Raw genomic sequence first — 11975 nt, 5'->3', positions numbered from 1 at the left:
ATTGCCCAGGTTCCACTTATTGCGCCACAAGCGCACGGAGTCCAGACCATGCGATACACCACCGTGGATCGTTCGTTGCGGGGAATACAAGCACTGCCCCGCCCCAGAACGCTGATACACCCGGGGGCGTTCAACCCGGTACGCATTCATAGCCGCTCGGCCGGGCATGGCCGCCATATCCGCCTGTCGTTGCGCCCCGGCGTCAGCCTGTTTGACGCCCTGGTCGGTGTACTGGCCAGCGCCGGCGTCGCCAATGCTTCGATGACCATACTGGGCGGCGCCTTCCGGCACATCGACTATTGCACGGCACCGCCTGACCCCCAACACCGGATGGTTGTGGCCTATACCGCGCCCATTCCCGCCGGGCCGGCCTACCTGATTTTTGGCAACGCCACGCTGGGCAAGACCGATGCCGGCGCGCCCCTGGTGCACTGCCATGCCGCCTTTTGTCGCGATGGCCTCGCGCCGCAGGGAGGGCACATCATTCCGCAGACGAGTATCGTCGGGGATCGTCCCGTGCCGGTGCTCGTCACCTCGCTGGAGGGGTTCGAGCTGCGCGCGACCTACGACGCGGAAACCAATCTACGGCTGTTGCAACCCCAAGGAGGCGATCACCATGAACTCGCCTGAAATCGAAAGCGGCAGCATGGGCCGCGTTGCCTATGCGCGGATCGGCCCGAACGAGGACTTGATCCAGGGCGTGGAAAAACTCTGCCTGGCTGAGGGTTTTCGCAACGCGTTCGTGCGCGGGGCGTTGGGCAGCCTAGTGGATGCCTGCCTCTACACCCGCGAAGGCGGATATCGCCACATCGCGGGCCCGGCGGTGGAGATCGTCAGTCTCGCCGGTGAAGTACGCGCGCAGCCGGATGGGTCCTTGACGGCATCGCTGTCGGGGGTGGTGGCGGATCCGGAGGGCCAAGTGCATGGCGGCCCCTTCGTGCCCGGCGCCAACCCGATCTGCATGACGTTCGAGGTCACGCTGGAGGAATGGCTGCCGACGCCGAGCGGCGGCTGAGGATGGCGCGGGGCGTTCAGAACCAATACTTCGCCGCATAGATCACGGTCATGACGGCGCCGGTGACGATGACGAACGCCCGGATCGCCGAAGCAGGCAGGACACGTATCAAGTGGCCGCCCAGGTAGCCGCCTGCCAGCGCGCCGGCCAGCATGAACAGGGTGGCCGGCCAATGGACCGAGCCCTGCACGATAAAGATGACGATCGCCGCGGCGGTGACAAACGTCGCCAGCAGGTTCTTGAGCGACTTGATGGCGCGCAGATTGCCGGGGTCCGTGATGGAAATCACGGCGGTCAGGATCACGCCCAGCCCGGCGCCAAAGAACCCCCCATAGACAGAGGCCAACGCGATAGGCAATACGCCGCGCGCCGGGCCGTCCTGCGCCTGGTCGCCGCGCCGGCGCGCGCTCCAGGCCTGCACCTGCGGCGCAAAGGCAAACAGCAAGGTGGCGAACGCGATCAGGGCTGGCACGGGCAGGATGAAATAGGCGGGGGGAATGGCAAGCAGGATGAATGCCCCCAGCGCGCCGCCCGCGGTGGTGGCGGCCGAGAGCAACCAGAACCGCCGATCGGGGGCCGGCAGGTTTTCACGGTCAGCCAGGGCCGCCAGGATGTGGCCGGGTGATATGGCTACCGCGCTCGATGCATTGGCGATGACGGGCGGCAGGCCCGCCGCCACCATCGCGGGAAAAGTAATCAGCGTGGCGCCACCCGCCAGCGCATTGATGACGCCGCCCAGCGCACCCGCGCCGGCCAGCAGTGCCGCCATGCTCCATTCCATGCCGCACCTTTCAAGTTAAATGGTGTTTAGGTCCATATAACGGACCTATATATATCGCGTGAAATTTATTATTGCCTATTTTGGCAGCAGGTATAGAATTCTCGAAAATAAATGAATATATATGGGTTCATATTGTGGACCCTTATAGAGACTCCGGCGACATTCTTCAACCGCCACCGCAAGATCGCTATCAACTCCCAGGATGGCGCATGCGGCCGGATCACCATCGGCTTTGCGTGCCACGTCCTGATCGCTGGTTTCCAACCCCATCCTGGGGTTGTTGCGTGTTCACCTGTTTGGCCCGTCGGGCCATCACTGCTGAATCAGGAGGGAATCTCGATGGATGTGAGCTTCATGGCGTTTTCCCGTTTGGCGTTCGGGCATTGGGAGGGGCAACCCTTGTATGCCCTGGCCGATCTGGGTATTGCCCAACGTTTGTCCGAACCCCGCACGTGCACCGAGCTGGCTCGAGAACTGGGTTGCGAATCCGAGCCGCTGGAGCGCTTGCTGGACTGCGCGGTGGCGCAAAAACTGCTGATATGCGAGGACGGGCGCTACGCCAACACCGATCTCAGCGCGCGCTTTCTCACCGAAGACAGCCCCGAATCCCTGTTGTGCTGGATCCGGATCATGGATCGCTGGAAGCGGCCCTGGATGCAACTGGCCGAAGCCGTGCGACGGGGAGAGGCCGTCGATAACCAATCGAAGTGGCTGGGCGAAGACCCCCAGTTCATGCGGGATTTCATCCTGGGCATGCATCAGTTTGCGTCCCGTTCGGGCCCCGCGTTCGCAGAGGCGCTGAAAGACGTGCCCATTCGCCGCCTGGTGGACGTGGGTGGAGGCGCCGGCACGTATTCCCTTGCCCTGTGCGCGGCGCGGCCCGAAATCACCGCACAGGTTCTGGACCTGGCGCCGGTGGTCGAGATCACGCGTGAAACTGCGCAGGCTGCCGGCTTGGCGGACCGCGTCAGCGCCCAGGTGGCCGACTATCGCCAGGACCGTTTCGGCGAGGAGGCCGACGCGCTGCTTTTTTCCAACGTGTTGCATCAAGAGAGCGCGGAGGTCTGTCGATCGATGCTGCACCGTGCGTGGCAGGCGCTGCGCCCAGGCGGGACCTTGCTGGTGCAAGGCTACTTCCTTGCCGAGGACCGGCGTGCGCCGCTGTTTACCACCTTGCACAACCTGTCCGCGTTGGCGCTGTGGGACGGCGGGCGCAGTTGGACTGTGGGCGACATGCAGGCGCAGATCGCGGTTGCCGGCTTCGAGCGCCAAGCCGTGCTGCGCCAGGAGAGCAGCGGTTTCTGCCTGCTGTCGGCCGTCAAGGTCTGACGCGATATCCACTTATTGAACCGGAGCCTATATGTCCACACCCACCGTCACCGATACCGAAGCCGAAGTGATCGCCTGGCTGAAGGAAAACCGCAATGCGCAGGTCGAAGGCATCAAAGAGAAGAACCTGATCGAAGAACGCATCCTGGACAGCATGCAGTTCCTGGACTTCATCATGTTCCTGGGCGAACTGGTGGGACGAGATGTCTCTACCGCCATCACCGTCGACGACCTGCGCACGGTGGATGCCATCGTCAATTTCGTCCACGTCCAGCGCTAGTCCGGGCGGCAAGGAGGGCATCATGGAAATCGACTACGCAAGAATCGGCAGACTGATGACGCTATCCAAAGGACGTTCGCATGACCCCTACGAGCGCTTTGAGTGGCCCGCCAGAATCCCGGACGACCAACCCTGGTGCAGCAATGACTTGCTCACCACCTACGGAACGCCGTTGCAAGCGCAGTTGGACGCGGCGCAGCAGATACGGCTCAGCAAATGGGAGGCAGTCAATTTCTTCAGCCTCAACGTGCATGGCATCAAGGGGGTACTGAACTTTGTCAGCCGGTGCATCTACGAAGAGCGCTATGCCGATGTGTCCGAATACCTGCATGTCTTCATGGGTGAAGAGAACTTCCACATGTGGTATTTCGCCAAGGCTTGCTTGGATTATGCGGGAAAGATATATCCGTCGATTCAGTTGCAGGGCGATGCGCAGGCGTCCACGCCAGAACTGGGCGACTTATACATGTTCGCCAGCACGCTGATCTTTGAAGAGTTCGTCGACTACTACAACCATAAAGTCGGCACGACGGACGGCATCACCGAGATCCTCAAACAGATCAACTACCAGCATCATGTCGACGAATCCCGCCATGTGTCCTTTGGCCGGGAAATGGTGCCCCGCCTTTACCGGCTGGCGCTGGAACGCGCGGACGACCCGGACGCGACCCGGGCGGAGGTGGCGCGCACGGTGACGAACATGTTCCGATACTTCATCAGCCTGATGTACAACCCGGCTGTCTATGCCGATGCCCAGGTCTACGAGCCGCTGGGATTTCGCAACGGCAACGCCATGCGCAACGCGCTGCGGTCGCACCCGGCGCGCAAGGCTGTCCACGAGCAATGGTTCAAGCGTAGCGCCGCCTACTTCACCAAACAGGGGTTGGTGACGGACTTGAATCTGGCCGCGCTGTAGCGCAGAGGCACACCATGGCGCAGATTGTCAGCAGTCCCCAGGTGGAAGCGCTTTTGGGCGCACGCTTGCCCGTGCTGCAAGCCGGCATGGGCGGCGTGGCACAACCGGAACTGGCGGCCGCCGTGTGCGAGGCCGGCGCGTTCGGCATGATTGGCCTGTACCGCCACACGCGTGACGAAATCGGCCAGCTAGTCGCGCAGACCGCCGGATTGACCAGGGCGCGCTTCGGCGTCAATCTGGTGCCGTTCGTGCTGGATGCGGACGCATTGCTGGATCGATTGGCGTATGTCGCAGACCGGCCGGAACGGCCGATCGTGACCTTCTTCGGCTTACCTGACCACACCGTGCTGCGGGCCTTGCCGACGGGAATGGACTACGGTGTGCAAGGGGGCACCTGGGAGGAGCTGGACGCGGGGTTCGATGCCGGCGCGCGCTTCGGGGTGTTGCAAACAACGGAGGCGGGCGGTCATCACCTGGGCAAGCTCACGCGCGCGCAAGCGCTGGATCAGGCCGCCCGCCTTGGCGTCGACAAGCGCATGGTGTTTCTGAGCGGCGGCATCAGCAACGCGGCCGAGTTGCGCCAGGTGCTGCACGCCGGATTCTCCGGCGTATTGTGCGGCACAGTATTCGCGGCCACCCGGGAATCCGCCGCGCACGAGCGCTACAAGCAGGCGATCGTGGACGCCTCACCCGGCGACACCGTGGTCACCGACCGCTTCAGCGTGGGCTGGCATACCCATTGCCACCGGGTGATCCGTAACGCGAGCTGCGAGGGGACGCTGCCGGCGGGTGTGATTGGCTTTGCGCACTATTTTGGGAAACGCTATCCCATCCTGCGTTACAGCGTGGCAGTGCCTACTACGCAGACCGAGGGTTTGATTGAAGACATGGCGTTGTATTGCGGAACGTCCTGCAAGGACGCGCATTCCATCCGAAGCGTGCAGCAGGTGCTGGCCGACTTGACGGCGTAAGGCTTCGTCCTATCCGCGCGCTTAAGTGAATTCAGTGACCACTAGGAGATTGCATCGTGATAATCGAAAAGCAATGGCATCAGGTAAAGAACGTGCTGCAGGGAAAACTGGATGAAATATTTTCGATCGCGCCAGACGCCACCGCGGAGTTCGACAGCTTGCTAGCCCATGAAGAGATCAACGCGCTGGGGTATGTGCGCAATTTTCCGCATCTGACCTGCGTCATGTGCTCGATTGAAGAGGGAGAGTTGCTGGGATTCGCGCGCGGCCAGCGCAAGCTGGACCGAGATTTCAAAGCGCTCACAGCCGACGTCGCCCTGTTGCCGGCGACTTGCTACAAGGTCTACCTGGGGCTGCAGGGGCAGCGCCTGGGCGGCGCGCGGGTGGAGTCCTGCATTGCGCGCTGCTTCCGGCACGAGGACAAGGCGCTGGACCGTTACCGTGCCTTCAATTTCACCATGAAGGAGTACGTGTACCTGGGCACTGCGGAGGGTGCGCAGGCGCATCTGGAAGCAGGTTACGATCGCCTGTTCTCCTTCTTCGCGCAGTTGGGAATCAACGCGGGTTGCGAAGAAGCCAACGATCCCTTCTTTGATTCAGGCAGCGGCGTGGCGCGGCTGTCGGCATTGACGCCCACCAAGCGTGAACTGGTGTTCGACGGCCATGCGGTGTCTTCGCTGAACTATCACCGCAACTACTTCGGTGAGAAATTCGATATCCGCCTGGAAGACAATTTCGTCCATACCAGTTGTGTTGCGTTTGGATTGGAGCGTTGGATCTCCATGTTCAAGGATCGTTTCGGCAATGCGGCCGATGCGCTTGCCGCGCTGGAAGGCGCCTAGATGGAGCGTCCGATGCTAGAGGCGCGGGCGTTGTTCCAGACAGGCCAGCAGTTCGAGAAAACCTGCGTGGTGGATGCCGCCGCGAGCTCGCTGAACTACGGCGGGGATCTGGACGTGCTGGCCACCCCCGTCATTGTCTATTGGATCGAGTCGTACGCCACGGAATGCATCCGGTTGGCAGGCGGCGGGCGCTGCGGGTCGGTGGGACACGCGGTCAGCGTGCGGCACGTGGCGCCGGCGCTGCGGGGCAGCGCGGTGCATCTGACGATTACGGTCGAGACCTTGTTCGGCAATTCCTTGCGGTTCAGCGCTCGCGCCGTGACTGGCGAGGGGGGCACCCTGATCGCGACCGGCACGCATGACCGAACCCTCGTCGAACTTTGACGTCACGGTAGTGCTGGGTGCCCAGCGCTGCGCGCGTGACGGGCAGGCCGCGCGCACCAAGTTGGGCAAGCCCTACCAATCTGGTCTTGCCGGCTTCGGTGTGAGCGACAGTTGCGGCATACAGGCGCGGCTGTACGCCAACCGCAAGTATGTGGGCATCGATATCGAGCATCTGGACCGCCCTGACCTGGCGGTCCGCCAACAGCGCCTGTCGGCGTGGCTGGCGCGGCGGGACCGCGTCACAGTGGATTTCCTGGCCGGCTGGGTCGCGCGCGAGGCTTGTGCGAAAAGCGTGGGACTAGGGCTGCTGCATGCGCTGCCGCGTTTGTCCATCACCTGGAAGCGGCCGCTTGAGCAGCCCGGGCAGGAAGAAATTGGCCTGACCTTCAGTCGCTGGCGATTCGTGGCCCGGTGCGAACGGGTCGGCCGGGTGCTGCTCTGCGTGTGCTACCGGGCCGAATATGGCAAGCCCCGCATCGCCTTGCTGCGGCCTTGACCAGGACGGAACCTCGGTGGTGTGAAAAATCCGAGCAGGTCAGCCCAGCATCGCCGGGTCGATCACGTCGGCGTACAGGTTGGTACCCTGCCAGCCTCCTGTCCAGTCACCTTGAAAGCGGCCAGGACCTCTTCATCAAAACGAATAGGTGGTTGCAGATTTACGCACGGCCGCGATGCTTCCGACAGTCCGGCCACGGCGCCGCGGCCAGAGGACGGCGCCGCCGGCGCAGCCAGTGGGTATAGCCGCTCCGCATGGGATACCGCCACGACCAAAGAAAAGCCGCCCGTTGCGGGGCGGCTTTTCTTTGGCGAGGTTCGTCAACCTGCTACGCAGCTTTGCGCATGTCCTCGGTGAGATGCATATCGATGTGGATATCGGCGAATGGGCATATCAATCCGCCATCCTCATCTTGCTCCAGAAGCCCAAGATCCACGAGAGCGTGCGCATCCTGGTGAACGCGCTTCACGTCCCGGCCCAGGCGGCGGGCCAGTTCGCGCACGCCGACTCGACCTGCGCCTAACATCTCCCGCACCATGTTCCATCGCAGCTCCGTCAACTGCCCAAAGAATGCAGCTGCGGATTCGAAGTTCAGCCTCTCCCCCTGGTACTCGCCGGACTGCGCCCCGGCGACAGCGCGCTTGCTGGCGCTGGTCAGAAAGGCACGCCAATCCTGATTGATACTGATAGTCAGAGTCCGCTTCATGTTCAGGCCCTCCATTTCGTGACCTCAGCGACGAAGTCCTCTAGCAATTGCGCCACACCGCGAAATTCGTAGGGAAACTCTTCGTCTCCCTGGTGCCTGTGGTCGCCCTTGCCGCGCTCGTTATCGAAACCAACGATCCGTTGCCCCCCACGGGCATATACCAACCGGTACTTGAACCCGTGCGAAGTCGGCGGAACAGGCTGTGGCACCTTCCAGATAACAATTTGCATAATGCCGCCTTCGGCATCGACGCTTTTCTCGTTGATGATCAGAGTAGCGCTCATGTTGTCAATTTTGCCAACAAAAACGAGTGTTGTCAATTTTGACAACACTCCAGATGAAGTCCCGAGCTAAGCCCCGGCCCGCAAGAATTGGCGGGCGTTGCGACAATGGGGGATCCCAGCAACCGTGTCAGCACAAAATGCGCAAAAGCGGATGCATTCACGCCTCTGGAGGTCTGGGCTCCCCGACCTCCAAAGGCTTTTATCCTTCTCCATCTATCTTTGAATCGCTGACCGTCGGCCGGGTTCGTATCAGCCCGGGTAGTCCGATACCTCCGAAAGCAGTTGCTCAACGAGCAAGCAAAGCGCGAGGTTCGGGCGCAGCATAATCTCGGCCTGGATGGCAATCACGCGCTGGGCCGGCAACCGGTTGGTCAGCGCCTCCGAGTGCACGGGCCGCGTTCTGACCGGCGGAAGATCCACGGCGGCCGCGCCGCCACTCTCTGACTGGGCGCGGATCAACTTGGTCAAAGCCTCGCGATCCTCCTGTCGAATCAGGCCACGGCTCGCGCACAGGTCGCCGTAGCCGTCAACGTGCACCACCACGCCCGCCAAGGGCTTGAGATCGGCGGGATAGTCGTATAGCGACTGGCGAATCGCCCCAACTTGACCACGCCAGTTCTTGATGTTGGCGTGCAATTTCGTCAGCTTGGCGCTGGTATCCTCACCCACGCTCATGGACAAAAAGCTCTACCCAGTGGAAATTCTCCTGGGCGGCCAAGCCCGCACCTATTCTCCGGAATTCCAGACAGCAGAAGAGCATAGTGCTGGATGGAAGCGGGTTCTGCTTATGGCGCATAACAAGGCTCACGCTCGCTGTGGCTGCCCTGGCACCGACGATCGGCGACTATCGATCCATAGCCGATCCCACTCCGATCGCTTCCACCTGGCACGCTTTCCCGAAACCGGCCCAGAGCACAGCGAGGACTGCACGTACTACGGCGTTGACCCCAGCCTGTCCGGGCTCGGTTCTTACCGGCGCGGGGTGGTTCAGGAACTCGACGACGGCGCCGTCAAGATCAAGTTGAAGGTCGGCCTGCAGCAACGTCCATCAGTCGCCCCTGATGAAGCGCCCACCCGCAAAGCCAAAGCCCCTGCTCGCCCACGATCCAGCCAGGCGAGCATGACGTTGCTGGGCCTTCTGCATTTCCTCTGGACACAGGCAGGCCTGAACGGCTGTTCTGCGTGGTGCAAAGAGCGCTTCTGCGCCCGGACGGCGCACGCAGCGACTATCTGTTCGCCTCGACGCGCCGTGGAAGCTGCTATTCCAGATCGGGCTGGGGCGCCTCATGGCAGGACGCCATGAACGCCTGGATCCGAACCTTGGATCCCTCGGTTCGGGCGGCCGACCTCGTCACGCACCATCCGATGTACTTCGCGCTTCAGGACATCCGGCCGACCGCGGTGAGCATGAAGCTGGAGAAACAGGCCAAGGACGCCTACGATTTTGCCGGCCATGCGAGCCCATCCACGACCCACAAGCACTATGACCGACGCCGGGTCAGGACTGCCGATGCGACCGAGTGAATTTAAACATTCGGCTTTTTATTTAAATTTTCACATCGCGCAATGAAAAAAGGCACCCCGCTTGCGCGTAAGTGCCTGATTTCACAAGAATTCTTTGGGGTGGCTGATGGGACTCGAACCCACGACAACCGGAATCACAATCCGGGACTCTACCAACTGAGCTACAGCCACCACTGATTTGCTTCGCTGCCAGCACAAAACATTTCGTGCTCAACTGCAAAGAGGCCGAATTCTAGCATGTTTTTTTCAACGGTGTAAAACGCGGCGCCGGCCCGGCGGACCATGCCCCGCCCTGCCCCTTGCCATGCCCACCCGCCTTGCTATCCTTGGCGCTCGAATCATCCTCTGGAGGCCTGGGTCGCACCGTAGCCATGGATCGCATACACGAATTATTGATCGAGTACTGGCCGCACATGGTGTTCGGCATCAGCGTGGTGGCCGGCACGGGCGCCGCGGTGCACGCGGCCATGACCAAGCAGGACGTGCGCTCGGCCATCGGCTGGGTGGGGCTGGCGCTGTTTTCGCCGTTATTCGGGGCGGCGGCCTATTTCGTCGCGGGAATCAACCGTATCCGCAAGACGCGGCTGTCGCAGCAGCGCGACGAGGCCATGCTGGTGGACGCGGCATTGGTGGAGACGGCCAGCGTGGACGTGGCGCCCATCTCGGGGCCGCAGTTCGCGTCGCTGAAGGTGCTGGGCGACCAGGTCAGCCGTTTCCGGCTGCTCGGCGGCAACGCAGTACGGCCGCTGGCTGGCGGCGACGAGGCCTATCCGGCGATGCTGCAGGCGATCCGCGAGGCGCGCCAAGCGGTGGCGATGCAGAGCTATATCTTCGACAACGACGCGATCGGCCGCGAGATGGCGCAGGCGCTGATCGAGGCGCATGGGCGCGGCGTGCAGGTGCGGGTGCTGATCGATGCGATCGGCGCCAAGTATTCGCGGCCGCCGATCGTGCGGATGTTGGCGCGCGGCGGGGTGCCGGTGGCGCGTTTCATGACCAATCCGCTGGGCGTGCTGCGCATGCCTTATGCCAACCTGCGCAGCCACCGCAAGGTGCTGGTGGTGGACGGCCGCATCGGCTTCACCGGTGGCATGAACGTGCGGGCGGCGTTCGTGACGGCGCTGTCGGGCGCGGCCACCAATATCGACACGCATTTCCGGGTGGAAGGCCCGATCGTGACGCAGTTGATGTCGGTGTTCGCGCACGACTGGAATTTCACCACGCACGAGTCGCTGCCGGCGCAGCCCTGGTTCGATCCGCAGGCATTGCCGGCGCACGGAGTGGTGCCGATGCGCTGCGTGCCATCCGGCCCGGACCGGGCCTTGGGCAGCGCGCACAGCATCATCCTGGGCGCGCTGGCGGTGGCGCAGCGCCATGTGCGCATCCAGTCGCCCTATTTCCTGCCGGACCAGCCGTTGATCGGCGCGCTGGCGACTGCGGCGCGGCGCGGGGTGATCGTCGATATCGTGATCCCCGGCAAGAACAATCTGCGCCTGGTCGACTACGCCATGACGGCACAGCTGGACCAGGTGGTGCGCACCGGCTGCCGGGTGTGGCGCTCGCGCGGGGCGTTCGATCATTCCAAGCTGATGACGGTGGACGATGGCTGGGCCTACGTCGGCTCGTCGAACCTGGACCCGCGCAGCCTGCGCCTGAATTTCGAGCTGGATACCGAGATCTATGATCCGCAGGTGGCGTGCTGGATCGGCGCGCGCATCGATGCGTTGGTGGCCAACGCGCACCGGCAGACACTGGAGGACCTGCAGCAGGCCCCGTTTTCCAAGCGGCTGCGCAACAAGGTGATCTGGCTGGCAACGCCCTACCTGTGACGCCACGGCCCGGCCCGGCGGCCGGCCATGCACGACGATCGGCGGCCTGGCGGCCGCCGATTGCATATGACGAGCCGTTCGTCCGTCCGGTCAGCCGTCCGAGGCCGGCACCGCCGCCTGGCGCACGGCGAAGACGGCGCTGGCCTTGAGCACCAGGCGTTCATCCACCTTGAGGTGGCAGGTGGCGTAGATCAGGCGCTTGCCGCGCTTGTCGATGGTGACGTGGGCTTCGAGCCAGTCGCCGGGCATGACGGCGTTGAGAAATTCGACCGACATCTGCGCGGTGACGACCGAGGCCTGGCACTGGTGGGCGATGACGAAGCCGAGGGCACTGTCGGCCACGGTGGCGAGCAGGCCGCCGTGGGCCATGCCGTGCATGTTGCCATGGGCCGCGCCAATGCGCATGGCCAGCACGTCGTCGGCCTCGCGCCGGTAGAAACCGCCCAGGTCCGCCAGATGGCGCATGAATTGGCTGCTGGGTTGCCAGGGCGCGAAGCCGGCGGGGATGGAGTCTGTCATGGGAGGTCAGGTGTCTGCTGCGCAATGGCCCACGGTAGCGCAAAGCGGGCGGCGCCCGCCAGCGGCGGGCGCCGCCCGGCCGGTGAGCGGACAATATCT

The 11975-nt window shown here is 63.1% G+C and carries 17 protein-coding genes and 1 tRNA gene; 12 read left to right on the top strand and 6 right to left on the bottom strand.

Annotation, left to right across the window (positions count from 1 at the left end; genetic code table 11):
* Positions 1-48: 48 nt before the first annotated feature.
* Complete coding sequence (locus K2W61_RS16110) at positions 49-630, top strand: PPC domain-containing DNA-binding protein (protein WP_175134339.1); 582 nt, start codon at positions 49-51, stop codon at positions 628-630.
* Positions 617-1015 carry a PPC domain-containing DNA-binding protein gene (locus K2W61_RS16105; protein ID WP_175134340.1) on the top strand — a complete coding sequence of 133 codons (399 nt, stop codon included), beginning with the start codon at positions 617-619 and terminating at the stop codon, positions 1013-1015. Before K2W61_RS16110 ends, K2W61_RS16105 begins: the two co-directional genes overlap by 14 nt.
* Before the next feature lie 16 nt (positions 1016-1031).
* On the opposite strand, the gene K2W61_RS16100 is transcribed toward K2W61_RS16105, so the two are convergent.
* Positions 1032-1784, bottom strand: coding sequence for a sulfite exporter TauE/SafE family protein (locus K2W61_RS16100; RefSeq protein ID WP_236756046.1), 753 nt, complete (start codon positions 1782-1784; stop codon positions 1032-1034).
* 351 nt (positions 1785-2135) lie between these two features.
* On the opposite strand from K2W61_RS16100, the gene K2W61_RS16095 reads away from it, so the two are divergent.
* The 7 genes from K2W61_RS16095 to K2W61_RS16065 are packed head-to-tail and all read left to right on the top strand — an operon-like array spanning position 2136 to position 7014.
* Positions 2136-3125, top strand: a complete 990-nt coding sequence (locus K2W61_RS16095; RefSeq protein ID WP_236756045.1) for a methyltransferase — start codon at positions 2136-2138, stop codon at positions 3123-3125.
* 31 nt (positions 3126-3156) lie between these two features.
* Complete coding sequence (locus K2W61_RS16090) at positions 3157-3405, top strand: acyl carrier protein (protein WP_175141407.1); 249 nt, start codon at positions 3157-3159, stop codon at positions 3403-3405.
* A gap of 22 nt (positions 3406-3427) precedes the next feature.
* The gene (locus K2W61_RS16085) at positions 3428-4321 is read left to right on the top strand and encodes a diiron oxygenase (RefSeq protein ID WP_236756043.1); all 894 of its coding nucleotides are present in this window, start codon (positions 3428-3430) and stop codon (positions 4319-4321) included.
* Between the two features lie 14 nt (positions 4322-4335).
* Positions 4336-5292, top strand: coding sequence for an NAD(P)H-dependent flavin oxidoreductase (locus tag K2W61_RS16080; protein WP_236756042.1), 957 nt, complete (start codon positions 4336-4338; stop codon positions 5290-5292).
* A 56-nt stretch (positions 5293-5348) separates the two neighbouring features.
* Complete coding sequence (locus tag K2W61_RS16075) at positions 5349-6134, top strand: class-II aminoacyl-tRNA synthetase family protein (RefSeq protein WP_175134345.1); 786 nt, start codon at positions 5349-5351, stop codon at positions 6132-6134.
* Positions 6135-6518 carry a thioesterase family protein gene (locus K2W61_RS16070; protein WP_175134346.1) on the top strand — a complete coding sequence of 128 codons (384 nt, stop codon included), beginning with the start codon at positions 6135-6137 and terminating at the stop codon, positions 6516-6518.
* Entirely contained in the window at positions 6493-7014 is a 522-nt protein-coding gene (locus tag K2W61_RS16065) for a 4'-phosphopantetheinyl transferase family protein (protein WP_236756041.1), read from the top strand. The genes K2W61_RS16070 and K2W61_RS16065 overlap by 26 nt, the downstream gene beginning before the upstream one ends.
* Before the next feature lie 328 nt (positions 7015-7342).
* Here the strand turns inward: K2W61_RS16065 and K2W61_RS16060 are convergent, their stop codons facing one another.
* The 3 genes from K2W61_RS16060 to K2W61_RS16050 form a co-directional block, all read right to left on the bottom strand.
* Positions 7343-7720 (bottom strand): HVO_A0114 family putative DNA-binding protein, encoded by a 378-nt coding sequence (locus K2W61_RS16060; protein WP_236756040.1) that lies wholly within the window; start codon positions 7718-7720, stop codon positions 7343-7345.
* 2 nt (positions 7721-7722) lie between these two features.
* Positions 7723-8004 (bottom strand): toxin-antitoxin system TumE family protein, encoded by a 282-nt coding sequence (locus tag K2W61_RS16055; RefSeq protein WP_236756039.1) that lies wholly within the window; start codon positions 8002-8004, stop codon positions 7723-7725.
* Between the two features lie 249 nt (positions 8005-8253).
* Positions 8254-8679: a hypothetical protein gene (locus K2W61_RS16050; RefSeq protein ID WP_175141328.1), complete on the bottom strand. Its 426-nt coding sequence runs from the start codon at positions 8677-8679 to the stop codon at positions 8254-8256.
* Here K2W61_RS16050 and K2W61_RS16045 point away from each other — a divergent pair.
* Both K2W61_RS16045 and K2W61_RS16040 read left to right on the top strand, forming a co-directional pair.
* A complete protein-coding gene (locus tag K2W61_RS16045; RefSeq protein WP_236756038.1) occupies positions 8678-9307 on the top strand; it encodes a DUF1173 family protein in 630 nt (209 codons plus the stop codon). The genes K2W61_RS16050 and K2W61_RS16045 overlap by 2 nt on opposite strands.
* Complete coding sequence (locus K2W61_RS16040; protein ID WP_175134350.1) at positions 9304-9528, top strand: hypothetical protein; 225 nt, start codon at positions 9304-9306, stop codon at positions 9526-9528. Before K2W61_RS16045 ends, K2W61_RS16040 begins: the two co-directional genes overlap by 4 nt.
* A 95-nt stretch (positions 9529-9623) precedes the next feature.
* Here K2W61_RS16040 and K2W61_RS16035 read toward each other — a convergent pair.
* Positions 9624-9699, bottom strand: a tRNA-His gene (locus tag K2W61_RS16035).
* A gap of 200 nt (positions 9700-9899) precedes the next feature.
* On the opposite strand from K2W61_RS16035, the gene K2W61_RS16030 reads away from it, so the two are divergent.
* Entirely contained in the window at positions 9900-11357 is a 1458-nt protein-coding gene (locus K2W61_RS16030; RefSeq protein WP_175134415.1) for a phospholipase D-like domain-containing protein, read from the top strand.
* Positions 11358-11447: 90 nt separating this feature from the next.
* Here K2W61_RS16030 and K2W61_RS16025 read toward each other — a convergent pair whose 3' ends face one another.
* A complete protein-coding gene (locus K2W61_RS16025; protein WP_175134416.1) occupies positions 11448-11876 on the bottom strand; it encodes a PaaI family thioesterase in 429 nt (142 codons plus the stop codon).
* Between the last annotated feature and the right edge of the window lie 99 nt (positions 11877-11975).

It is taken from the genome of Achromobacter pulmonis (assembly GCF_021733725.1).
Lineage (GTDB): Bacteria > Pseudomonadota > Gammaproteobacteria > Burkholderiales > Burkholderiaceae_B > Achromobacter > Achromobacter pulmonis.
This window is presented reverse-complemented; position numbering and strand designations above follow the sequence as displayed.